25 protein-coding genes are annotated in these 22,196 nt (G+C 71.4%); 15 read left to right on the top strand and 10 right to left on the bottom strand.

Annotated elements, in window-relative coordinates; translation table 11 throughout:
• The first annotated feature begins 13 nt into the window (after nucleotides 1-13).
• The 3 genes from ACIOD2_RS04545 to ACIOD2_RS04535 are packed head-to-tail and all read left to right on the top strand — an operon-like array spanning nucleotide 14 to nucleotide 1,930.
• Nucleotides 14-499, top strand: a complete 486-nt coding sequence (locus ACIOD2_RS04545; RefSeq protein ID WP_400534355.1) for a nucleoside 2-deoxyribosyltransferase domain-containing protein — start codon at nucleotides 14-16, stop codon at nucleotides 497-499.
• Between the two features lie 32 nt (nucleotides 500-531).
• Nucleotides 532-1,308, top strand: a complete 777-nt coding sequence (locus ACIOD2_RS04540; protein WP_400534352.1) for a hypothetical protein — start codon at nucleotides 532-534, stop codon at nucleotides 1,306-1,308.
• A gap of 7 nt (nucleotides 1,309-1,315) precedes the next feature.
• On the top strand, nucleotides 1,316-1,930 hold the full coding sequence (locus ACIOD2_RS04535) for a hypothetical protein (RefSeq protein WP_400534349.1): 615 nt from the start codon (nucleotides 1,316-1,318) through the stop codon (nucleotides 1,928-1,930).
• A gap of 176 nt (nucleotides 1,931-2,106) precedes the next feature.
• Here ACIOD2_RS04535 and ACIOD2_RS04530 read toward each other — a convergent pair whose 3' ends face one another.
• Entirely contained in the window at nucleotides 2,107-3,489 is a 1,383-nt protein-coding gene (locus tag ACIOD2_RS04530) for a KamA family radical SAM protein (RefSeq protein ID WP_400534346.1), read from the bottom strand.
• Between the two features lie 132 nt (nucleotides 3,490-3,621).
• On the opposite strand from ACIOD2_RS04530, the gene ACIOD2_RS04525 reads away from it, so the two are divergent.
• From ACIOD2_RS04525 to ACIOD2_RS04515, 3 genes are read left to right on the top strand one after another with little or no spacing between them, the layout of a single operon-like run.
• Nucleotides 3,622-5,226 carry an amidohydrolase gene (locus tag ACIOD2_RS04525; RefSeq protein ID WP_400534343.1) on the top strand — a complete coding sequence of 535 codons (1,605 nt, stop codon included), beginning with the start codon at nucleotides 3,622-3,624 and terminating at the stop codon, nucleotides 5,224-5,226.
• A gap of 11 nt (nucleotides 5,227-5,237) precedes the next feature.
• Entirely contained in the window at nucleotides 5,238-6,866 is a 1,629-nt protein-coding gene (lnt, locus tag ACIOD2_RS04520) for an apolipoprotein N-acyltransferase (RefSeq protein ID WP_400534340.1), read from the top strand.
• Nucleotides 6,867-6,892: 26 nt separating this feature from the next.
• The gene (locus ACIOD2_RS04515) at nucleotides 6,893-7,660 is read left to right on the top strand and encodes a polyprenol monophosphomannose synthase (RefSeq protein ID WP_400534338.1); all 768 of its coding nucleotides are present in this window, start codon (nucleotides 6,893-6,895) and stop codon (nucleotides 7,658-7,660) included.
• Here the strand turns inward: ACIOD2_RS04515 and ACIOD2_RS04510 are convergent.
• A complete protein-coding gene (locus ACIOD2_RS04510) occupies nucleotides 7,647-8,396 on the bottom strand; it encodes a class I SAM-dependent methyltransferase (protein WP_400534335.1) in 750 nt (249 codons plus the stop codon). The two genes, ACIOD2_RS04515 and ACIOD2_RS04510, sit on opposite strands and share 14 nt — an antisense overlap.
• 8 nt (nucleotides 8,397-8,404) lie before the next feature.
• Complete coding sequence (locus tag ACIOD2_RS04505; protein WP_400534333.1) at nucleotides 8,405-9,160, bottom strand: DeoR/GlpR family DNA-binding transcription regulator; 756 nt, start codon at nucleotides 9,158-9,160, stop codon at nucleotides 8,405-8,407.
• A gap of 48 nt (nucleotides 9,161-9,208) precedes the next feature.
• Here ACIOD2_RS04505 and ACIOD2_RS04500 point away from each other — a divergent pair, with 48 nt between their 5' ends.
• Nucleotides 9,209-9,877 (top strand): NUDIX domain-containing protein, encoded by a 669-nt coding sequence (locus ACIOD2_RS04500; RefSeq protein ID WP_400534330.1) that lies wholly within the window; start codon nucleotides 9,209-9,211, stop codon nucleotides 9,875-9,877.
• A gap of 252 nt (nucleotides 9,878-10,129) precedes the next feature.
• Here the strand turns inward: ACIOD2_RS04500 and ACIOD2_RS04495 are convergent, their stop codons facing one another.
• The 3 genes from ACIOD2_RS04495 to ACIOD2_RS04485 form a co-directional block, all read right to left on the bottom strand.
• The gene (locus ACIOD2_RS04495; protein WP_003081521.1) at nucleotides 10,130-10,477 is read right to left on the bottom strand and encodes an RNA polymerase-binding protein RbpA; all 348 of its coding nucleotides are present in this window, start codon (nucleotides 10,475-10,477) and stop codon (nucleotides 10,130-10,132) included.
• Nucleotides 10,478-10,703: 226 nt separating this feature from the next.
• Nucleotides 10,704-11,468: a thymidine kinase gene (locus ACIOD2_RS04490; protein WP_400534325.1), complete on the bottom strand. Its 765-nt coding sequence runs from the start codon at nucleotides 11,466-11,468 to the stop codon at nucleotides 10,704-10,706.
• A 22-nt stretch (nucleotides 11,469-11,490) separates the two neighbouring features.
• Nucleotides 11,491-12,891 (bottom strand): MFS transporter, encoded by a 1,401-nt coding sequence (locus ACIOD2_RS04485; protein WP_400534323.1) that lies wholly within the window; start codon nucleotides 12,889-12,891, stop codon nucleotides 11,491-11,493.
• A 244-nt stretch (nucleotides 12,892-13,135) separates the two neighbouring features.
• Between ACIOD2_RS04485 and ACIOD2_RS04480 the strand changes: the two genes are divergently transcribed.
• Nucleotides 13,136-13,804 (top strand): transglycosylase family protein, encoded by a 669-nt coding sequence (locus tag ACIOD2_RS04480; RefSeq protein ID WP_400534320.1) that lies wholly within the window; start codon nucleotides 13,136-13,138, stop codon nucleotides 13,802-13,804.
• Nucleotides 13,805-13,816: 12 nt separating this feature from the next.
• Here the strand turns inward: ACIOD2_RS04480 and ACIOD2_RS04475 are convergent, their stop codons facing one another.
• Nucleotides 13,817-14,599: a glycerophosphodiester phosphodiesterase gene (locus ACIOD2_RS04475; protein WP_400534317.1), complete on the bottom strand. Its 783-nt coding sequence runs from the start codon at nucleotides 14,597-14,599 to the stop codon at nucleotides 13,817-13,819.
• Between the two features lie 66 nt (nucleotides 14,600-14,665).
• Between ACIOD2_RS04475 and ACIOD2_RS04470 the strand changes: the two genes are divergently transcribed.
• Nucleotides 14,666-15,052 (top strand): hypothetical protein, encoded by a 387-nt coding sequence (locus ACIOD2_RS04470; protein ID WP_400534314.1) that lies wholly within the window; start codon nucleotides 14,666-14,668, stop codon nucleotides 15,050-15,052.
• A gap of 28 nt (nucleotides 15,053-15,080) precedes the next feature.
• Here ACIOD2_RS04470 and ACIOD2_RS04465 read toward each other — a convergent pair whose 3' ends face one another.
• Entirely contained in the window at nucleotides 15,081-16,043 is a 963-nt protein-coding gene (locus tag ACIOD2_RS04465) for a tyrosine-type recombinase/integrase (RefSeq protein WP_323328175.1), read from the bottom strand.
• 558 nt (nucleotides 16,044-16,601) lie between these two features.
• Nucleotides 16,602-17,117, bottom strand: a complete 516-nt coding sequence (locus tag ACIOD2_RS04460) for a GNAT family N-acetyltransferase (protein WP_400534311.1) — start codon at nucleotides 17,115-17,117, stop codon at nucleotides 16,602-16,604.
• 42 nt (nucleotides 17,118-17,159) lie between these two features.
• Here ACIOD2_RS04460 and ACIOD2_RS04455 point away from each other — a divergent pair, with 42 nt between their 5' ends.
• From ACIOD2_RS04455 to ACIOD2_RS04445, 3 genes are read left to right on the top strand one after another with little or no spacing between them, the layout of a single operon-like run.
• Nucleotides 17,160-17,717 (top strand): helix-turn-helix domain-containing protein, encoded by a 558-nt coding sequence (locus tag ACIOD2_RS04455; protein ID WP_400534308.1) that lies wholly within the window; start codon nucleotides 17,160-17,162, stop codon nucleotides 17,715-17,717.
• Between the two features lie 49 nt (nucleotides 17,718-17,766).
• Nucleotides 17,767-18,411, top strand: a complete 645-nt coding sequence (locus tag ACIOD2_RS04450; protein ID WP_400534305.1) for a DUF1345 domain-containing protein — start codon at nucleotides 17,767-17,769, stop codon at nucleotides 18,409-18,411.
• A 7-nt stretch (nucleotides 18,412-18,418) separates the two neighbouring features.
• A complete protein-coding gene (locus ACIOD2_RS04445; RefSeq protein ID WP_400534303.1) occupies nucleotides 18,419-18,874 on the top strand; it encodes a DNA topology modulation protein FlaR in 456 nt (151 codons plus the stop codon).
• Here the strand turns inward: ACIOD2_RS04445 and ACIOD2_RS04440 are convergent.
• Nucleotides 18,858-19,469 (bottom strand): TetR/AcrR family transcriptional regulator, encoded by a 612-nt coding sequence (locus ACIOD2_RS04440; protein WP_400534300.1) that lies wholly within the window; start codon nucleotides 19,467-19,469, stop codon nucleotides 18,858-18,860. The genes ACIOD2_RS04445 and ACIOD2_RS04440 overlap by 17 nt on opposite strands.
• A 22-nt stretch (nucleotides 19,470-19,491) precedes the next feature.
• On the opposite strand from ACIOD2_RS04440, the gene ACIOD2_RS04435 reads away from it, so the two are divergent.
• Genes ACIOD2_RS04435 through ACIOD2_RS04425 form a run of 3 tightly spaced genes read left to right on the top strand, consistent with a single transcriptional unit; the run spans nucleotide 19,492 to nucleotide 22,192 of the window.
• The gene (locus ACIOD2_RS04435) at nucleotides 19,492-19,947 is read left to right on the top strand and encodes an SRPBCC family protein (protein WP_400534297.1); all 456 of its coding nucleotides are present in this window, start codon (nucleotides 19,492-19,494) and stop codon (nucleotides 19,945-19,947) included.
• A gap of 33 nt (nucleotides 19,948-19,980) precedes the next feature.
• A complete protein-coding gene (locus tag ACIOD2_RS04430) occupies nucleotides 19,981-20,586 on the top strand; it encodes a TetR/AcrR family transcriptional regulator (RefSeq protein WP_400534294.1) in 606 nt (201 codons plus the stop codon).
• The gene (locus ACIOD2_RS04425) at nucleotides 20,570-22,192 is read left to right on the top strand and encodes an acyl-CoA dehydrogenase family protein (RefSeq protein WP_400534291.1); all 1,623 of its coding nucleotides are present in this window, start codon (nucleotides 20,570-20,572) and stop codon (nucleotides 22,190-22,192) included. The genes ACIOD2_RS04430 and ACIOD2_RS04425 overlap by 17 nt, the downstream gene beginning before the upstream one ends.
• Nucleotides 22,193-22,196 lie beyond the last annotated feature (4 nt).

Below are 22,196 nucleotides of genomic sequence, written 5' to 3'. Positions count from 1 at the left end.
GAAGGGGGAGCACATGGAAGCCGACCGGTACGTCGAGGCGCCCACCTACCACCGTCCCCGGCCCGGCGAGCCGCCGTCGGTGTTCCTGGCCGGTGGCATCACCGCGGTGGCCGAGCCGTGGCACGAGCACGCGGTGCGCACGCTGCTGGGCGCGCCGCGGCCGCTGGTCGTGTTCAACCCGTGCCGGGCGGACTTCCCGATCCACGACCCCGGCGCGGCGTTCGAGCAGGTCAGCTGGGAGCAGCACCACCTGCGGCTGGCCAAGCTGACCCTGTTCTGGTTCCCGCGCTCGGACGCGGCGAAGACCACACAGCCCATCGCCCTGTTCGAGCTCGGGCAGGCACTGGGCGAGGGACGCCACATCGTCGTCGGCGCGGACCCCGGCTACCCGCGCGAGCTCGACGTCCACCTGCTGTGCCGGATCAACCGCCCGGGAATGCCGGTGTGGTCCACCGTGGACGACACCCTCACCGCGGCGATCGAAGCCGCACACGGCTGATCGGGTCCGGTCGGCGCGGCCGAGCCGGCCGGGTGGTCCGGGCAGGAACCGGTGACCTTGAGTACGTCGCCAACGCGCGGGAATCCGCGGCCCTGGCGCACCAGCAGGCGGCCCTCGCCGCCGAATACGCGGCCAACGCCGCCGGCTCGGCCGCCGATGCCCGGGCTTCCGCGGACGAGGCCGCGCTCGGCGGCGCCTCGGTCTCCGGCGGCGCGATCGCGGCGTGCGCCGAGGAAGTCGGTGCGGGAGCGGCGGTCGGTGCCGGTGGCGGCGCGTTCTTCGCCGGCATCGGCGCGGTGCCCGGCGGCATCGGCGGCGCGCTCGTCGGCGCCATCGCGTGCGTGTTCACCTCGGGTCCCGCGATCTACGCCGGCGTCACGGAGATGATCGGCGGCCTGGCCATGGCCCAGCAGGGCATGGAGGGCATGGCCGACGACATCAAGAACCTCTCCGAGAACTCGGGCAACGCGGTCGGCAACGCTCGGGAGGTGAAGGTCGCCGACATCGTCGGCGGCAGGCGCACCAAGGAGCTCACCAACAACGGCCAGGACTTCGAAATCGTGCAGCCGGGCGTCGGCAAGACCGGGGTGGACGTGTTCGGGCCGAACGGCGAGTACATCGCGGTCGGCGGCCCCGGCAAGGCGCTGAACACCACCAAGCTGGGATCCCAGATGAAGATCCTCAAGTGGGGCGCCGACCAGGCCGGCGTCACGGCCCAGGCGTACTTTGAGGCCGGCACGCCGCAGGAGGCGATCGACATCGCCAAGAAGTGGCTCGGCGACGCCAACGTGATCTCCTTCCCGAAGTAGGCAGGAAATGTCAGACGGATTCGTGCGGCTGTACCGGCGGGACTGGTCACCGGAGCAGGCGCTGCGGCGGGTGGGCTCGCTGGCGGCGACCGGCATGGTGCTGGGTCATCCCGGCACCGGCCGGATCACCGCGCTCAGCGCGGATCCGGAGACCATCGGCGAGCAGGTCGAGCTGACGCGGGACGACCTGCTCGCCGCCATGGCCGGGCTGGGGGAGAAGCAGTTCACCTTCCAGTACTGGCTGACCGACGACGAGGACAGCGACGTCATCTGCACGCTGAGCCGGGCCGACGACGACGTGGTGGTCGAGGAGTACGGCCTCGACGGCCTCGGCGGTCCGATCGCGCGCACGGGGCAGGACAAGGTGATCCGCCGCCTGCTGGCCGAGTTCCGGGCGACCGGGCCCGCCGCGGCCGGCCTGGTCGTCGACCGCTGGGGGCCGTCCCTCGACACGGACCTCGACGACATCGTGACCGGCGGTCCCACACCGGTGACCGTGACTCCGGAACTGCTGGTGCTGCGGCCCGAGGTCGCACGCCGGCACCCGGAGCTACGGGCCCCGGTCCCGTTCGGCGACTTCGTCGCCTGCGACACGGACGGGATCCTCGCACTGGCGCGGTGACCGGGCGCTGTTCTTGCACGAGCCGGCTCTTGCCGACGCCGGCCTGACGGGAAACGCGGCGGCGAGCACCGTCCACATCGGACGCACAGCCGATCCGGGTCAGGGGTTGACGAGGCCGAAGGGGGTGCGCGCGGCGCCGATCAGGCTCCGCGGCACCCCTTCGGCACAACTCAGCTCTATTGGTTGTTCCACCAGGCCTGCCCGGCTTCGGGCAGCGTCGAGATCGGGTCGTAGTACGGGTAGCGGCGGTTCAAGGCTTCCGGGTCGTCCAGCTCGATGCCCGTCCGGTAGTTCTTGGTCCAGTACGAGATGCCCAGCTCACGGTCGTAGTCGGCCAGCTGGTGCACCCACCGCTTCCCCACGTACGGCACGTCGCACACGATGCGCGGCGTCGCGTAGCCCGGGAGGTAGCCCATGATCGCGTGCTGCAGCTCCTGCGCCTCGTGCACCGAAACCCGCCAGTGCTCGGCGTTCGGGATCATGTCGCACATGTAGAAGTAGTACGGCAGGATGTTCGCCTCGCCCTGCAGCGCGAAGCACAGGTCCAGCAGCTGGGCCGGCGTCGCGTTGACGCCGCGCATCAGGACACCCTGGTTGCGGACGTCGCGGACGCCGACGTTCAGCGCCGTCTGGGCCGCCTCCGCCACCAGCGGGGTCACCGACTGGGCGTGGTTGACGTGGGTGTGGATCGCCAGGTTGACGCCGCGGCGCTGGGCGGTGACGGCGACGCGCTCCAGGCCTTCGACGACCTTCGGCTGCAGCCAGTGCTGCGGCAGCGCGGCCAGTGCCTTGGTCGCCAGGCGGATGTCGCGGACCGTCTCGATGTCCATCAGGCGCATCAGGAACGACTCGAGCTGCGGCCACGGCACGTTGGCGACGTCGCCGCCGGAGACGACCACGTCGCGCACGCCCGGGGTCTTCTTGAGGTAGGCGATCATCGCGTCCTGGCGGTCGACCGGCTTGAGCGAGAGCTTGTGCTTCTCGACCTGCTCGGTGGAGTTGCCGACGAGGTCCATCCGGGTGCAGTGGCCGCAGTACTGCGGGCAGGTCGAGATCATCTCGGCCAGCACCTTGGTCGGGTAGCGGTGGGTCAGGCCCTCCACGACCCACATCTCCGCCTCGTGCAGCGAGTCGCGTTCCGAGTGGGGGTGGCTCGGCCACGTCGTGTCGCGGTCGCTCTTGACCGGGAGCATGTAGCGGCGGATCGGGTCGGCGTAGAACGCCTCGGTGACCTTCGCCGGATCGGTGCCGGCGGTCGGCGCCATCGTGTTGATCATCTGCGGCGGCAGCAGCATCGACATGGTCGCCATCTCGCGCTGGTCGGCGGCCAGGTCGTCGTAGAAGCGCTCCTCCAGCAGGTCGCCCATCAGGGCGCGCAGCTGCTTGGCGTTGCGGATGCAGTGGACCCGCTGCCACTGCGCGTCGCGCCACTCGGCGTCGGTCACGTCGTGCCAGCCGGGGAAGCGGCGCCAGTCGGGTTCCACCAGCTCGGCGCGGGCGTACTCGTAGGGCTGGTCGATCGCGGCGGCAGGCGTCACAGGTTCCTGGATCGCAGTCACTTGTACTCCCAGTCGTCGGTTTGGCGTCAAAATATCCTGTCATAACGTTCTCATGCTGTAAATCTTCCTGCTTGCTAGCGGACCTTCCCCCAGGTGGAGGAGGGGGTCGAGGGGCGGAGCAGACTCAGGGGCGTGACGGACGAACACACCACGCTCCTGCTCGGCGGGCGCATCTACACCCCCGCCGGCCCGGACGCCACGGCCCTCGCGATCACCGGCGGCACCGTCGTCTGGGCCGGGCAGGACGGCCCGGCCCGCGCGCTGCACCCCGGCGCCGAGATCGTCGACCTCGGCGGCGCCTTCGTGGCTCCCGCGTTCGTCGACGCGCACGTCCACGCCACCGCCACCGGCCTGCACCTGACCGGCCTCGACCTCACCGCCGTCCACGACCGCGCCGAGCTCCTGAGCCGCGTCCGCGCGGCCGTCGTCCCCGGGCAGGTCCTGCTCGCCCACGGCTGGGACGAGACCGCCTGGACCGACCCGCGGCTGCCCAGCCGCGCCGAGCTCGACGACGCCGCCGGCGGTGCCCCGGTCTACCTGAGCCGGGTCGACGTCCACTCCGCGCTCGTCTCCACCGCGCTGGTCGAGCTGGCCCCGGCCGCCCGCGGCGCCGACGGCTGGTCGCCCGACGGCCCGCTGACCCGCGCCGCCCACCACGCCGTCCGCGCGGCCGTGCGCGCCGCCGTCACCCCCGAGCAGCGTGACCGCGCTCAGCGGGCGTTCCTCGCCGAGGCCGCGAAACAGGGCATCGTCAGCGTCCACGAGTGCGCCGGGCCCGACATCTCCGGCCGCGACGACCTCGCCGCGCTCCTGGCCCTCGCCGGACCGGGCCACCCCGAAGTCGTCGGCTACTGGGGTGAGCTCGGCGCCGTCGAGACCGCCCGCGAGCTCGGCGCGCGCGGCCTGGCCGGCGACCTCTTCGTCGACGGCGCCCTCGGCTCCCGCACCGCCGCGCTGACCACGCCGTACGCCGACCACGACGGATCCGGCACGCTCTACCTCGACGCCCACGGCATCGCCGAGCACCTCGCCACGTGCACCGAGGCCGGGCTGCAGGCCGGGTTCCACGTCATCGGCGACGCCGCCACCGCCGAGGTGCTCGAAGGCTTCCGCCTGGCCGAGAAGGAGGTCGGGCAGCGCGCCCTGACCGCCTGCCACCACAGGCTGGAACACCTGGAGATGGTCACCGCCGAGCAGGCCAAGATCCTGGCCGGCTGGGGCGTCGTGGCCTCGATGCAGCCGCTGTTCGACGCCGCCTGGGGTGGTGCGGACGGCATGTACGCCGAACGGCTCGGCACCGGCCGCGCGGCCGGCCTCAACCCGTTCTCCGCGCTGGCCGCCGAAGGCGTCATGCTCGCCTTCGGCTCCGACGCGCCTGTGACACCCCTGAACCCGTGGGCGAGCGTCCGCGCGGCCGCCTACCACCGGACGCCGGGCGCGGGCCTGTCCCCGCGCGCGGCGTTCACCGCGCACACCCGGGCCGGGCACCGCGCCGCCGGCGTCAACGACGGTGTCACCGGCAGCCTCGCCCCGGGCGCGCCGGCGCACTACGCGATCTGGGACGCGACGGACCTCGTCGTCGCCACCCCCGACACCCGGGTGCAGCGCTGGTCCACCGATCCGCGGGCCGGCGTGCCGCCGCTGCCGCGCCTCGAGCCCGGTGCGGAGCTGCCGCGCTGCCTGCGCACGGTGCGCGCGGGTGAGGTCGTCTACGACGACTTCACGCCGGGCACCTAGAGTCATCACCTGTGGCAGTCACCGTGGCGGACCCCGAACCGGGCGCTTCGCACAAACCCGCCCGTACCAGGCGCTTCCCCCGGATGTGGCTGCTGCGGCTGGCCGCGGCGCTGGTGTCCGGGTTCGCCTATTACCTGAGCTTCGCGCCCCGCCCGCTGTGGTGGCTGGCCCCGCTGGCGTTCGCCGGGTTCGCGCTCGTGCTGCGCGGCCGCAGCTTCCGGGGCGCGTTCGGGTACGGCTTCGCGTTCGGGTTCGTGTTCTTCCTGCCGCTGCTGACCTGGCTGCTGGACTTCCTCGGCCCGGACTTCGGCCCATGGCCGTGGCTGGGACTGTCGTTCGCGCTGGCGCTCTACTACGGCCTGGCGGGCGGGCTCATCACCTGGGTGTCCCGGCTGCCGCTCGCGCCGCTGTGGGGCGCGCTGATCTTCATCGCGATGGAGACACCCCGCGCGTGGTTCCCCTTCGGCGGCTTCCCCTGGGGCCGCGTCGCGTTCAGCCAGCCCGAAGGCGCGTTCCTGCCGCTCGCCTCGATCGGCGGCGCGCCCCTGGTCGGCCTCGCGGTCGTGCTGAGCGGGTTCTGCCTCGCCGCGTTCGCCGGACGGCTCTGGGACGCCCGCGGCGCGCTCAGGCCCGCTCTGCGCGCCCGCCGGACCGTCCTGGCCGCCCTCGGCACGGTGCTGCCCGTCGTCGCGGGCCTGGCGCTGTGGCCGACCATCGGGACCGCCGCGCAGGACGGCGAGCGCACGATCGCCACCGTCCAGGGCAACGCGCCCAACATCGGGCTCGCCCTGCAAGGCGAGCGGGACCTGCTGCGCCGCAACACCCTCGCCGAGAGCCAGCGGCTGCTGGACGCGATCCGCGCCGGGAAGGTCCCGAAGCCGGACCTGGTCCTGTGGCCGGAGAGCGCCACCACGGTCGAAGGGCCGGACCCGCAGGTCGACCAGCTCGTCGCGAACTTCGGCGTGCCCGCCCTGGTCGGCGCGCTCTACGTGCTGCCCGACCGGCACATCCAGAACTCGGTCATCGTCTGGGACCCGCGCACCGGCCCGGGCCAGCGCTACGCCAAGCAGCAGCTCGTGCCCTTCGGCGAGTACGTGCCCGCCCGCAAGCTCGCGGCGCTCGTCACGCCGTTCGTCGACCAGGAGACCGTCGACATGGTCCCCGGCGACGGCGCCAACCAGACGCTGAGCGCCGCGGGCACCAAGGTCGGCGTGTTCGTCTGCTACGAGGCGGCGTTCGACTACCCGGCCCGCGACGCCGTGCGCGACGGCGCCGAGGTGCTCGTGGTGCCGACCAACAACGCCTGGTACGGCGAGAGCGAGATGAGCGTGCAGCAGCTGGCCATGTCCCGGCTGCGCGCGGTCGAGCACAGCCGCCCGGTCGTGGTGTCCGCCGTCTCAGGCGTCAGCGCCGTGGTGGCACCCGACGGGACGATCACCAGCTCAACCGGCCTTTTCACCGCCGACTCCCTGGTCGGGCGCGTGCCGCTGCGCACGCAGACTACGCTGTCGGATCGACTCGGTGCGTGGACGGAGTACGGGTTGCTGGCACTGGCGATCGCCGGGGTCGCCGGCGGGCTCGTACTCCGTTTTCGCACCCGGCGCACCAGCGCCGGCACGGCAGGGGACACGGCGGACTGACCGCCGGGGATATCGGAGGAGCACGGATGTCGCAGGCGCCGCGGGGGGCCCGGGGAATCGAGCCGGTGCTGGTGGTGATCCCGACGTACAACGAGCGGGAGAACCTCGGGCCGATCCTGGACCGCCTGCACAAGGCACTTCCGGACGTGCACGTGCTCGTGGTGGACGACGGCAGCCCGGACGGCACCGGTGAGCTCGCCGACGAGCGGGCCGCCGCGAACGAGAACGTCCACGTCATGCACCGGACCGAGAAGGCCGGGCTGGGCGCGGCCTACATCGCCGGGTTCCGCTGGGGCCTGGCGCGGGAGTACAACACGATCGTCGAGATGGACGCCGACGGCTCGCACGCGCCCGAGGACCTGCCCCGGCTGCTGGACGCCGTCGGCGACGCGGACCTGGCCATCGGCTCGCGGTACGTGCCCGGCGGCAGCGTGGTCAACTGGCCGCTCAAGCGCCAGGTGCTCTCGCGCGGCGCCAACGTCTACTCGCAGCTCGCGCTGGGCATGCGGACCCGGGACATCACGGCCGGGTTCCGCGCCTACCGCCGTCCGGTGCTGGAGAAGCTGGCGCTGGACGAGGTCAACTCGCACGGCTACTGCTTCCAGATCGACCTGACGCTGCGCACGGCCGACGCCGGGTTCGAGATCGTCGAGGTGCCGATCACGTTCACCGAGCGCGAGATCGGCGAGTCGAAGATGGACGGCTCGATCATCCGCGAGGCGTTCCTGCGCGTGGCGTCGTGGGGCGTGCAGCGCCGCACTCAGCAGCTGAAGCGGCTGTTCAACCGCGGCTGACCGCCGTCACGATCCACGCTCGGGAGCCGAGAAGGACGCCGTCGTCGGTCTCGTGTGCGGCGAACGCCACGCGTAGCCGTTCTGCGGCGTCTGTGGTGCCGGCCAGTTCCTCGACGTCCTTGAGGCCGAGGGCGAACTCGGTGGCGGTCGCGCTGTCGGGTCCGTAGCAGACAGGCTCGTCGACGTCGGTGAACGTGACGCCGGTGAAGCCCGCGCCCTCGAGCAGCGCGCGTGTCGCCTCCGGGTTGCCGAGAGAGAAGTGCGGTCCGGCGGGTGGGGGCGTCGTGCCGGGCGCGACCGCGTCGTGCAGGACGGCGTACCACTCGTTGCGGGCACGTTCCTGCCAGACGAGCAGCACCAGGCGCCCACCGGGCCGCAGGGCGCGGGCGAGGCTGGTGAAGGCGGCCGGCGCGTCGGCGAAGAACATCGCCCCGAACCGGCTGAGCACGACGTCGAACCCTCGTGCCGGGAACGGGTGGGTCTGCGCGTCGGCGACCTCGAACGCCGCGCCACCCAGCTCGCGCGCCCGGGTGATGGCCGCCCCCGAGACGTCGACCCCTAGGACGTGCCCGGTCTCCGACGCCAGCGCCGCCTCTCGGGTGGACTCCCCGGTGCCGCAGCCGACGTCCAGCACGTCCTCGCCCCGCGTGATCGCCGCGGCGACCCGGAACCGCTCGTTGTGCGGGCGGACCTCGGCGTCGAACAACGCCGCGAACTTGACCCGGTGCTCGCTCATGCCCCTCCTCAGCCGGTTCGCAGGTCGACCCCCATGCCTGCAAGTTTCTGCACGATCGGGTCGCGCTCGTCGGCATCGGTGATGATTCCGGCGACGCCGGTGAAGGGCAACACCGTGAAGCGGGAGGCCGCGCCGATCTTCTCCGCGCTCGCGAGCACGTACGTGTCGGCCGCACGGCGGGCCAGCGTGCGTTTCATGGCGGCTTCGTCGGCGTCGCCGGTGGTCAGGCCGGCCTCGGGGTGGACGCCGGTGACGCCGAGCAGGAAGACGTCGGCGCTGATCGCCTGGGCGGCTTCGGCCGCGGCGGCGCCGCAGGTGACCGCGGAGTGGCGGAACAGGCGTCCGCCCAGCAGGAAGACGTCGATGCCGTGGTGGTCCAGCAGCGCGGCGGCGACGGTCGGGCTGTGCGTCACGACGGTCGCCTCCAGGTCGCGGGGCAGGGCCTTCGTGACGGCGAGGGTGGTGGTCCCGCCGTCGAGGATGACGGTGGACCCGGGCCGGACCAGCCCGGCGGCCAGGGCAGCCACCCGGTCCTTGCCACCGACCGCGATCGAGGTCCGGCTCGTGTAGTCGGCGACCGCGGGGGAGACGGGCAGCGCCCCGCCGTAGACGCGCTGGCAGAGGCCGGCCGCGGCGAGGTCCCGCAGGTCGCGGCGGATGCTGTCCTCGGAGACGCCGAGCTCGGCCGCGACGTCCTTCGCCAGCACCTTGCCCTCGGCGGCCAGGCGGCCGAGTAGCAGTTCCCGTCGTTCCCCGACCAGCATGCACGGTCCTCCTTGTTTCTGCCGAGTCGTGCACATTATGGTCGCGGCATGACCACTTCGACAAGCGTTCCCGGGATCGACGTCCCGGACCACCGCGGCCGCACCGGCCTCGACCGGGCCGGCCACGACCTGGACCGGAACCCGCGGGTGCGCGTCACCGGCGTCGAGCTGCTGGCGGCCGGGTGGCACGTGCTGCGCCGCACGACGTTCGACTACGAGCACGGCGACGGGCAGTGGACCACCGAGCAGCGCGAGACCTACGACCGCGGCAACGGCGCCACCGTGCTGCTCTACGACCTGGAGGGCGAAACAGTGCTGCTGACCCGGCAGTTCCGCTACCCGGTCTACGTCAACGACCACCCCGACGGGATGCTGCTGGAAGCCGCGGCCGGGCTCCTGGACGACCAGGACCCGGAGACGGCCATCCGCCGCGAGGCCGAGGAGGAGACCGGCGTCCGCATCGGGGAGCTGGAGCACGTGTTCGACGTCTTCATGAGCCCGGGCTCGGTCACCGAGCGCCTCCACTGCTACGCCGCGCCCTACCGCCCGTCCGAGCGCGGCGCGGGCGGCGGGCTCGCGGAGGAGGGGGAGGACATCGATGTGGTCGAGCTGCCGTTCAAGAAGGCCCTGGCCATGGTGAGCACGGGGGAGATCGCCGACGCCAAGACCATCATGCTGCTGCAGTGGGCGGCCCTGGAGGGCCCGTTCAGCCGATAGCCGTACGCCGTGAGGGGCATCCTCAGGACGTCAGGTGAGCTGTCGGCCAACCCGGCGGCGCGCAGGCGGCCGAGGAGGGGCACCGGTGTCGTGAGGGGCACCCTCATGGTCCTAAAAGGCATGAGGGTGCCCCTCACGACCGGCGAAGGCCGGGCAGCGGAGTGAGGGCATACGAAAGGCCCCCGCGGGGGGAGGTCGCGGGGGCCTTTCCGTTGTGGTGGGAGCTTGGCTACGAGCCGAGTCCCGAAGGGGTCACGCGGACCGGGAGGTCCGGCGGCCCTTCAGCTCGGCGAGACGTTCGTTCAGCAGGTCCTCGAGCTCGGGAATGGTGCGCCGCTCAAGCAGCATGTCCCAGTGGGTCCGCGGCGGCTTGACCTTCTTCTGCTCGGGCTGCCCGCCATCGACGATCTCGGACTCGCTGCCGTGCAGCCGGCATTCCCACACCGTCGGGATCTCGGCGTCGTCGGAGAACGGCACCTCGAACTCGTGGTTCTTGGGGCAGGCGTAGCGCACGGTGCGTCGCGGGGCGAGGTCGTGGTTGCGGTCGGTCTCGTAGCTGACCGCTCCCAGCCGGCTTCCACGAAGAACACGGTCGGCCATGATGGGGTCCTTTCAGTCAGCTCCGGGGTGGAGCCAGGGTGGTGCTCACCCTATGCAACGACTCAGGGGCTCCGGGGATTCCCGGTTCACCATGTCGTTGCTCACGATGAGCTGCGTCACCCGCCGGGATCAGCTTCCTCTAGTAGGAGGCGTTTCGCGCTCCGGCGTGACGTCAATACGGCCTTCTTAGTGCTGATATCCCCCGGATGGGCTACTCGCGCCTCGCTCAGGTCAACCGTAACTGACCGTGATGAGCCGTAACGGGCCCCAGGTCACCCGCTCGATAGTGGCGGCGACACAATACCTGATAACGCAAAGTAGCAGATTCGGCCTCAAAACGTGCTGAAGCTGAAGTTTCAACTACGGATTGTTCGGTATCTGCGACGACCACCGTATCGCCTTCGCGCACAACCTCGCCGTCGAGCACCCGTGCGTTGAACCGCCCGGACAGTCCGCACCAGCACAGCACCTCCACCTGAACCGGCTGCAGCTCGTCCGCCAGTTCGAACAGACGAGCGGCTCCGGGGAAGAGCCGGCTGCGGAAGTCCGTCGCGATCCCGAAGCAGTAGACGTCGATCTCGACCTCGTCGGCCAGTTCGGCCAGCTGGTCGACCTGCCCGGGGGAGAGGAACTGCGCTTCGTCCACCACCACGTAGTCCACGTGCTGCCCGCGCGACCACTCCTGGCGCACGAGGTCCCGGACGTCGGTCTCCTCGCCGACCTCCACCGCCTGCCGGCTCAGCCCGATCCGGCTGGAGATCTGCGGCGCGCCCGAGCGGTCGTGGCGCACCAGCACCAGTCCCCGTCTGCCCTGGCGCGCGTGGTTGTGGTCGATCTGCAGCGCCAGCGTCGACTTCCCGCAGTCCATCGGCCCGTAGCAGAACTTCAGCTTGCCCACCGGCGGCGTACCGCGGCGCGAGCCGGCCGCGGGGACCGACGAGAGCGCATCGGTGGGGTCGGGGCCGGCGGCCCGGTCGTTCAGCAAGGTCACGACCGCCGACCCTATCGGGGAGCTACAGCACCGCGGGCGGACGGTTGCCCGCCGCCTCGATCGCCCGCCGCACCGGGACCAGCCGGACCAGCACCAGACCCGCCACGAAGAAGATCACCAGCGCCACGATCGCCAGCCGGAACGACCCCGTCGCCTGCCCGACCCCGGCGAACAGCAGCGGCCCCAGCCACGACGTCCCGCGCTCGCCCACGACGTAGAGCGAGTAGTACTGCGCGTCCTTGCCCTCCGGGATCATCTGGCTGAACAGCGACCGCGACAGCGCGTTCGTCCCGCCCAGCACCAGCCCGATCCCGACGGCCACCGCCAGGAACTGCACGATCTGCTTCGGCTGGACGAAGTACGCCCCCACGAGCACCACGATCCACAGCACCAGGCTGCCCAGGATCGTCCGCTTCGCCCCGATCCGCCGCGCCACCATCCCGTGCAGCGTCCCGCCCAGGTAGGCCACGAACTGGATCACCAGGATCGTGACGATCAGGATTTCGTCGCCGAACTTCAGCTCGTCCTTGCCGTACTGCGCCGACACCGTCACCACCGTGTTGATGCCGTCGGTGAAGACCAGGTAGCTGCCCAGGAAGGCCAGCGTCAACGGATACGCCTTCGCCGCGACGATCGTCTGCCGCAGCTCGCCGAACCCCGCCCGCAGCACCGACCTCCCCGGCGCCACGTCCACCGGCGTGTGGTCGCGGGGGAGCGCCCGCACCGCCGGGAACGTGAACAGCGCCCACCACAGTCCCGAGGTCAGGAAGCAGATCTGCACCGCCAGGCCCTTCGACACGCCGAACGCGTCGTGGCCGAGGTAGAACCCCAGCTGCAACGCCAGCGCCAGCCCGCCGCCCAGGTACCCGAACGCCCAGCCCTTCGCCGAGATGTCGTCCCGCTCGTCCGGCCCGCCGATGTCGACCAGGAACGAGTAGTAGACGACCAGCGAACCGCCGTAACCGATGTTCGCCACGATGAACAGCACCACACCCAGCTGCCAGTCCGACCCGGCGAAGAAGAACATCGCCGCCGCCGCGGCCGCGCCCAGGAACGCGAACCCGCCCAGGATCCGCCGCTTGTTGCGGCTGCGGTCGGCCACCGCGCCGGCGATCGGCAGCACCAGCACCTGCACGACCGTCGCGACCGACAGCAGGTAACCCCACACCGACCCGGCCGGGAAGTGCAGCCCGAACAACGTCACGTCGCAGTGGTGGAGGGTGTCCGCCGCACCCGACGCGTCGAGACACGCACGGTCCCCGTTAAGGGTGATGTTCGACTTCGCGTCCGAGGCCGCGATGGTGCTCATCGAGAGCGCGCCGAACACCGTCGTCGTCGACGAATAGAACGGCGAATTCGCCCAGTCGTAGAAATACCAGCCCCAGCGCTCGCGCTTCGTCGAGCGCGTCCCGGCCAGCGTCATCCACGGCTCCTCGAGGTCAAGAACGTCCAGGTCAGCGCGGAGACTACGGGGAGGAGGCGCCGACGATCACCGCAACACCGAAACTGTCCGGTTTGTCGCATCGTGGTCATCCGCCACTTCCGTGGTCAATCACGGTTCACGTTCTCGCCGCGTGTCGCTGACAAGCGTGAACAGTGTTTCGTGTGAGACTGGAGCGCGCAGTGTGTCTCTTGTGGTCAGAGGGACGCACTCCTACTGTGCTCGCATGATCCACAACCGGAGACGTACCGTCGCGAGGCTCCTGCTCCTCGCCATCGCCGCTTTGGGTCTGCAGCTGACCGTCCCCGCCGTCGCCTCCGCGGACCCCGCGACGACGGCCTGGGCCAAGCTCCGCATGTGCGAGTCGAGCGGCCGCTACGCCACCAACACCGGCAACGGCTACTACGGCGCCTACCAGTTCGACCTCTCCACCTGGCGCAGCGTCGGCGGCGCCGGCCGCCCCGACCAGGCCGCGCCCCGCGAACAGGACTACCGCGCCCTCTACCTCTACCGGATGCGCGGCTGGCAGCCCTGGCAATGCGCCGGCATGCTCAAGCTCTCCGGCGACGGCGACGCCCGCAGCAAGCGCGTCCCCACCTACGCCGAATCCGCCTACATCGGCGGGGGACCGGCCCCCGCACCCACCCCGCCGCCCCCGAGCGGCAAACCGCCGTGGCCCGGCGTCGTCTACGCCTACGGCGACTGCGCCGCCCCGCTCAAGACGTTCCAGCTCCGCATGAACGCCTTCGGCTACGGCTTCACCGGCACCGGCTGCTACCTCGAGAAGACCAAGGAAGCCGTCCTCGCCCTCCAGCGCGCCAACGGCATCAAGGACAGCGGCCTCCTCGGCCCCAAGACCTGGGAAGCCGCCTGGAGCGGCAAACCACCCCGCTGACCCACCGGCCCGTCAGGCCTGCTGCCAGGTGCCCCGCTCGATCAGCACCTCGCGCAGCAGGTCCGGCCGGTCCGTCACGATCCCGTGCACCCCGAGGTCCAGCAGCGCCCGCATCTCCGCCGGGTCGTCGATCGTCCACGTGTGCACCTCGATCCCGGACCGCCCCGCGATCGACACGAACGCCTTGTCCACCACCCGCAACGCACCCTGGCGCACCGGCACCTGCGCCATCACCCCCGCCACCAGCCGCCGCAACGGCAGCACCGGCAGCTTCCCGCGCGCCCACAGCGCCAGCACCGACCGCGGCCCGACCGCCGTCACCAGCTTCGGCCCCGCCAGCTTCCGCAACCGCGCCAGCCGCGCGTCCGAGAACGACGCCGCCGCCACCCGGTCGTGCGCCCCCGTCCGCTCCAGCACCTCCACGAACGGCGCCGTCGCCTGATCGGCCTTCACGTCGATGTTGAACCGCGCCTCCGGCAGCTCCTCGAGGACGTCCTCCAGCCGCGAAAGCGCGGCCTTCCCGCCGATCTTGACGCCCTTCAGCTGCTCCCACGTCTGCGACGCGATCGCCCCCGACCCGTCCGTCGTCCGGTCCAGGTGCGTGTCGTGGTGCACCACCACGACACCGTCCGCCGTCGCGTGCACATCCGTCTCGATGTACCGGTACCCCTCCGCGAACGCCCGCCGGAACGCCGGCAACGAGTTCTCCAGCCCGGCCAGCTCGTCCAGGTGCCACCCACGGTGGGCGAACGCACGGGGGAGCGGATCGGCGAGATACGGAAAAGACGAGCCCATGCCCCAAGTGTGCACGCCCGGCATGGCCCCGGCATGAGCAAGCGGTGGCCAGCTAGGGTCTCCCGGGTGAGGGAAGCCGCCGAACTAGCCCAGCCAGCACCGCCCGCCGAGGACCTCGTCCCGGCCCGCCGCGGCGCACCCAAGCACTGCGGCTGGTGCGGCCGCCGCCTCCCCGAAGGCGGCAACGTCGGCCGCCGCCGCCGCTACTGCGGCCAGTCCTGCCGCCAGCGCGCCTACGAACGACGCACCGCCCTGCAGCGCAGCGGCCTCCCCGAAGACGCCGTCGTCCTCTCCGACACCGAGATCGCCGCCCTCCAGGACCGCCTCTTCCAGCTCCGCTGCGCCGCCGAAGACATCGTCACCGCCGCCGACGACGGAGCCGACCCGGCCGAGCTGCGCGGCCTCGCCGACGACATCGCCCGCGCCGCCAAGGACCTCGAACAACTCCGCTGACCGTGACCGAAGTCGCACGCGACCCCGCTCACCCCAGCCCGTCCAGCGCCCGGTACGTCCGGTTGCTCGCCGCCGCCGCCCGCTGCTCCCGCCCCGTCGCCTCGATGTAGTTCTGGCTCGTCGCCAAGCTCGCGTGCCCCAGCAACGCCATGATCTCCGACGCCGTCGCCCCGTCCTCCGCCAGCCGCGTCGCGAACGTGTGCCGCAACGCGTGCAGGTTCGCCCCCGCCGGCACCCGGTCGTGCAACCCCGCACCCCGGTAACACGACTTCACCAGGTACTCCAGCGCACCCCGCCCGATCGGCTCACCCGACCGATCCAGCAGCAACGGCGAACCAGGGGAGAAGCGCACACTCGGGAACCGCACCCGGCACGACTCCCGGTACCGCTCGATCAGCTCCGCCAGCACCTGCTGCACCGGAATCGACCGATCTCGGCTGCCCTTCCCCTTCACGTGCAACCGCAGCTCACCCGCGCGCCCCACCAGCGACCGCGGCGTCAGCGCCCGCATCTCCGCCGCCCGCAACCCCGCCACCAGCCCCAGCGCGATCACCAGCACGTCCCGCTCCGGCCACGGGTCCCGCGCCTTCCGCGAGCCCGCGGCCGCCGCCGACAGCAGCTGCTCCGGCGTCTCTTCACCCCGCAACGGCTTCGGCGTCAACGCCGGCGTCCGCGGCCGCGCCACCGCACCCATCGGATTGCCCGCCAGCAGCCCGTCCGCCACGCAGAACGTCAGGAACTGGTTCCACGTCGACCAGGCCCGCAGCACCGAGCTCTTCGCGTGCCCGTCCGCGAACACCCCGAACACCGACCGCAGCGCCTGCCCGGTCAGCTCCGCCACCTCCAGATCCTCGGCCGGACGCCCGAGCTCCGAAACCAGGAGAGTGGTGATCCCGGCCAGATCCCGCCGGTAGGCGTCAGTGGTGTGCGGCGAGTCCTTGCGCGGCCGGCGCGCGGCGAAGAAGGCTTGCTGGGCCTCGGAAACCTTCATGGTGGATCTTGTACCGTACGGCACCGACAATTCCGTTCACCGGGTACCGGCCGGTTTCATGCATAATGGCAATTATGCATGAAATGTCGGAATCGCCGGGAATCCACTCCCGGGGGATCCGGGATCCCGCCTGACGGCCATTTGAGGCCTTTGGGTGTCCAACCGGCGCGCGGCGGGGCATGCGCACACATGTTCGAGTGGCTACCTAGGACGACTCCAGGCGGGCCGGAAGCTGAGGCGTCGTGTGGTGGCGGCGTCGAAGCTCTGTCGGCTCGCGTTCGGCGCATCTTGCACCATCTAGTTTCGTCACCGTGACGTATTGAGGTCGAGTGGTAGGACCTCGAATCCGCAGCTCCAGGGGATGTTCTCCGGGACCTCCGTCAGCCTCCTGGCCTGGCTCCCTGAGGGTTCCCGTCCTGCGATGCGCCCGGGCGACGCGTCCGCTCCCGAGTGTTCTCCCGGGAGAAGCCGTCCTGACGAAGAACTCCCGCGCACTCCGGATCTTTCACCCCTCTTGGGTGATCTTCGCAGCGTGTGCCTTAGTGCCGATAATGTACATTATGTCAAGCAATCGGGATCCGGGGCTCCCTCGTCGTCCGAGAGGTCCTTCTGGACCCAGGCGACGTCTCGCCAGGCTCCGTGCTTCCAGCCGACCCTGCGGTAGACGCCCGCGGGTTCGAAGCCCAGTGCGCGGTGGAGTCCGGCGCTCGCGTCGTTCGGCAACGTCATCCCGGCCAGTGCTTGCCGGAGCCCGCGCTCCCGCAGTCTCTCGAACAACGTCTCGTACAACGCACGACCCGCGCCGGTACGGCGTCGGCCGGCTTCCAGGTAGATGCTCGTCGTGCACGACCACCGGTACGCGGCGCGCTCGGCGAACGGGCGCGCGTAGGCGAACCCCGCTACCTGTCCGTCTTCTTCGAGGACGAACCAGGCGTGGGCGTCGGCGATGCGGCGGGCCATCTCGTCGGTGTCCGGTGGTTCGGTTTCGAAGGAAATGGCGGTGTCGGTGACGTACGGCGCGTAGATGGCGGCGCAGGCGGCCGCGTCGTCTTCGGTGGCGTCTCGAATCTTCATGGCTCATATGGTAGCCATAGATAGTCGTATAGTATCAACCCCATGACTGATCCCTTAACCGTTCGCCTGGCGGCGACCGTGCACGCCGCGCGGACGTCGCGAGGCCTCTCCTCCGCCGCCTTGGCCGAGAATTCCGGGGTGTCCCGGGCGATGATCGGGAAAATCGAACGGGGTGACGTCCAGCCGACGGCCGCGTTGCTGGCGAAGCTGTCGTCCGCGCTGGGGCTGACGTTGTCGGAGCTGATCGCGCGCGCCGAGGGTGACGAGCGGCGGGTGGTGCGGGCGGCGGAGCAGCCGGTGTGGGTGGATCCGGACAGCGGGTACCGGCGGCGGTCGCTCTCCCCCGCGTCCGGGCGGCCGTTGGAGCTGGTGGAGATCGAGCTGCCGGCGGGTGCGGAGGTGCCGTTGCTGGCGAGCACGTTCCTGCACCAGCAGATCTGGGTGCTGGACGGGCGGCTGCGGATGCGTGAGGGTGCCGAGGTGCACGAGCTGGACGTCGGGGACTGCCTGGTGCTGGGGTCCGCGCGGGACCGGGTGTTCGCGAACCCGGGGTCGCTCCCCTGCCGGTACCTGGTGGCGCTGGTCCCCCGGGCCACCTGACCAGGTGATCCCGGGTGCCGTCGGCGCGCGGGGCCGCTAGCTTCGCGCGATGCGGCGTCTGCGGAGGGTCTGGATCCAGGGTGCGGAGTTCCTGCTGGTGCTGCTGGGCCTGGGGTGGCTGATCGCGCCGAACACCGGGCTGGACGTGGTTTTCCTGCTGGCGTGGGACGTGTTCGCGCTGGTGGCGATCGTGGCGCGGTGGGTGCGGATCCGGCGGTACCGGCTGGTGGCGGACGAGGCCGAGCCGTCGTGGCTGCACAGTCTTCTGGGGCGCCGGTGGAATTTCGCGGCGACGCTGGTGGTGAGCGTGGTCGGGATGACGGCGGGTGGGCTGATCCTGGTGGCGAACACGATCGCCGAAGAGGACGACGAGATGGCGTCCGTGCTGCAGATCAGCGGGGTGCCGGCGGTGCTGGCGGCGTGGATCCTGCTGCACTTCGGGTACGCGGACCGTTATGCGCACCTGCACTACCAGGCTGCTCCCGGGCCGGGGTTGCGGTTCCCGGCGACCGAGCGGCCGAACCTGCTGGACTTCGCGTATTTCGCGTTCACGGTGGGGACGTCGTTCGCGACGTCCGATGTGGAGGTCCGGGCGCGGCCGATCCGGTACACGGTGCTGACGCACAGCGTGCTGTCGTTCGTCTACAACACGGCGATCCTGGGTATCGCGGTGGGCGTCATCACCGGGAAATGATGGCGGGGTGGATCGGGTACTGGTGCTGGGGCGTGGTGGGGCCGGGAAGTCGGTGTTCGCGCGGCGGCTCGGTGTGGTGATCGGGGCGCCGGTGGTGGAGCTGGACGCGGTGTTCTGGGCGGCCGGGCTCGCGGGGTTGTCGCGGGCGGAGTGGGTGGCGCGGCAGCGGGAGCTGGTGGCGGGTCCGCGGTGGGTGCTGGACGGCGACCTGGGGCCGTACGACGTGCTGGAGGTCCGGCTCGGTGCGGCGGACACGGTGGTGCTGCTGAACTTCTCGCTGGTGCGGTGTGGGTGGCGGGCGGTGCGGCGGGGCCGGGAGCGGGCGGATTTCTGGTGGTGGGTGCTGGGCTACCGGCGGCGGTCGCTGCCCGGGCTGCGGCGCGCACTGGCGGCGTCCGATGTGGACGTCGTGGAGCTGCGCTCCCCCGCGGCCGCGGAACGGTTCCTCAGTACCGCAGGTTGAGGGCCGCGACGGCGTGGTCGGTCCAGGCGGCGAGGAAGCGGCCGGGTTCGAGGTCGCCGGGGGTGTGTCCGATGAGGACGTCGAGGATCGGGTAGTAGGTCAGGGCCGCGACGAGCACGGCGGCGGTGGCTTCGGGGTCGGTGACGTCGGCTCGCCCCTGGTCCCGCAGGGTGGTGATCCAGGCGGTGCCGCGGGTGTAGACCGTGGCGACGACGCCCTGCCACATGCGCTCGAACAGCTCGGGGAAGCCGGTGAACTCGCGGATCATCAGGCGGATGAGGTCGCGGTCGGCGGCCATGAAGGCCCAGACGACGTCGGCGAGCACGCGCAGGGCTTCGCGGGGGTCGTCCGGGAGCTGCGCGTCGGCGGTTTCGGCGGTGCGGGCGGTGAGGCGTTCGAGGTTGTCGTGGACGGCGGCTTCGAGGAGCGCGGCCTTCGACGGGAAGTGCTTGTAGAGCGCGCCGGAGCCGGGGTTGAGGCCGCAGGCGGTCTGGATGTCGGCGACGGAGGTCGTGTCGTAGCCGCGGGTGGCGAAGAGGTGGACGGCCTCGTCGAGGATGCGGCGGCGGGTGACACCGGGGGTTGTTCGAGCCATAGTGAGAAACTACTCTCTTTCTATGGTTGAAGTGACCGTGGAAGAGTTCGTGTCGTGCTCGCCGGAGGCCTTTCTCGCGCTGGTCATGGACCCGCGGCGGTACGCGGAGGTCGACCGCAAGCTGGGCCGGATCGACTGGGTCCGCAGCGAGGGGGACGTCACCGAGTTCCGGTTCCGCTCGGCGCTGCCCGGGCTGGGACCGGGCCCGAAGATCGTGTCGCGGATGACGCTGACCCCCGGCGAGCGGGTCGACGTCCGACTCCCCGATCGGCCTGAGAACCGGCTGGCGCGCCGGGTGTCGACGTTCGAGGCGTCCTTCTCCTGCGTGCCGGTGGACGGCGGGATCCGGGTGACGCGGCGGATCGCGTTCGGGTTCGCCGCTCCCCTGCGCCGGCTGCTCGAGCCGATCCTGCGGCGGAAGCTGCGGGCCGACGTCGAGGACGAGGTACGGGGCGCGAAGCGGCTCCTGGAGCGTTGACTGAAGCAATGAATCAGTGCTTCACTTCTTGACGTGCCCTACCGCCGCACCCCGAAGGTGCAGGAACGCCTCGACGCGCAGCGCGAGACGATCGTCGCCGCCGCGACCCAGCAACTGGCCGAGCACGGTTACGGCGGGTGCTCCGTCGCCGCGGTCGCCGACCGGGCCGGGGTGGCCGTCGGCAGTGTGTACCGCCACTTCCCCACCAAGGCCGAGCTGGTCGTGCACGTGTTCCGGCAGGTCGTGACGCGGGAGGTCGAGGCGGTCCGGGCGGCGTCGGCGGGGCTCGGGGATCCCGCCGAGCGGGTCCTGGCCGTGTTCGAGACGTTCGCCCAGCGGGCGCTCAAGGCACCTCGGCAGGCCTACGCCCTGCTGGCCGAGCCGGTCGACGCCCTCATCGACGCCGAACGGCTCGAGTTCCGCCGCGCGTTCACCGACGTCGTCGCCGAGCACGTCGCGTCCGGCGTCCGCGACGGCTCGTTGCCGCCGCAGGACGGCCGGCTCACCGCCGCCGCGCTGGTCGGGGCCGCCGCCGAGGTCCTGATCGGCCCGTTGACCAGTGGAAACGAACAGGACGTCGCCGCGCTGCGCACGTTCGTCATTCGCGCTCTAGGAGGTTCCGATGCCCGCCACGCATGAGGTCGTCAACCAGGTCCCGCCGCTGAACGGCCACGACGTCGCCGACGACCCGGCGCTGCTCGACGGACTCGAACGGGCCGGTGCCGGGTGGGCCGCGGCCGAAGTGCACGAGCTGGGCCGCCTCGCCGGCACCGAGCTGGTGCAGGACTGGGGCCGGCTGGTCAACGAGAACGAGCCGGTGCTGCACACGCACGACCGGTACGGCCACCGGATCGACGAGGTGGAGTTCCACCCGCACTGGCACGACCTGATGACGGTCGCGGTGGAGCACGGGCTGCACGGGACGCCCTGGCGTGACTCGCGTGAGGGCGTCCACGCGGCGCGCGCGGCGAAGTTCTACGTCTGGGGTCAGGCCGAGGCCGGGCACAGCTGCCCCATCTCGATGACCTACGCCGCGATCCCGGCGCTGCGGGCGAACCCGGAGCTGGCGGCGCGGTACGAGCCGCTGCTGGCGGCGACCGAGTACGACTTCGGCCTGCGCGAGCCGACCACCAAGCGCGGGCTGATCGCGGGCATGTCGATGACGGAGAAGCAGGGCGGCTCGGACGTCCGCGCGAACACCACGACGGCGACCCCGTCGGCCGACGGCAGCTACACCCTGGTCGGGCACAAGTGGTTCACCTCCGCGCCGATGTCGGACATGTTCCTCACCCTGGCGCAGGCGCCGGGCGGGCTCTCGTGCTTCCTGCTCCCCCGCGTCCTGCCGGACGGCTCGCTCAACCCGATCCGGCTGCAGCGGCTGAAGGACAAGCTGGGCAACCGGTCCAACGCGTCGTCGGAGGTCGAGTACGACAACGCGGTCGGTTGGCTGGTCGGCGAGGAGGGCCGCGGGGTCCGCACGATCATCGAGATGGTCAACAACACTCGGCTGGACTGCGCGCTCGGCAGCGCGTCGGGAATGCGGCTGGGTGCGGTGCGCGCGGTGCACCACGCCACCCACCGGTACGCCTTCGGCAAGGCGCTGGTCGACCAGCCGCTGATGGCGAACGTGCTGGCCGACCTGGTGCTGGAGTCCGAAGCGGCGACGACGGTGGCGATGCGGCTCGCGGCCGCGGGCGACCGGCCCGGCGACCCGCAGGAGCAGGCGTTCCGGCGGCTCGGGCTGGCGGTGACGAAGTACTGGGTGTGCAAGCGGGCGCCGTCGCACGCGGCGGAGGCGCTGGAGTGCTTCGGTGGCAACGGGTACGTCGAGGAGTCCGGGATGCCGCGGCTCTACCGCGAGGCGCCGCTGACGTCGATCTGGGAGGGCTCGGGCAACGTCGCGGCGCTGGACGCGCTGCGCGCCATGGGCCGGCAGCCGGAGTCGGTGGCGGCGTTCTTCGAGGAGGTCGAGCTGGCGGCCGGCGGCGACGCGCGGCTGGACGACGCGGTCGACCGGGTCCGCAAGGAGCTGACCGACCTGGACGGCATCGAGTACCGCGCGCGGCGGCTGGTCGAGTCGCTGGCCCTGGTGCTGCAGGGTTCGCTGCTGGTGCGCCACGGCCACCCGGCGGTCGCGGACGCCTTCTGCGCGTCCCGCTTCGGCGGCGACTGGGGCATCGCCTTCGGCACCCTGCCGGCGGGCGTCGACACGGGCGCGATCATCGAGCGCGCCGCGGTGCGCTAGCGGC

The sequence above is a fragment of the Amycolatopsis sp. NPDC088138 genome (assembly GCF_044741685.1).
In the GTDB taxonomy this organism is placed as follows: Bacteria; Actinomycetota; Actinomycetes; order Mycobacteriales; family Pseudonocardiaceae; genus Amycolatopsis.
The sequence above is the reverse complement of the archived record's forward strand: the minus strand, read 5'-3'. Positions and strand labels throughout refer to the sequence as shown.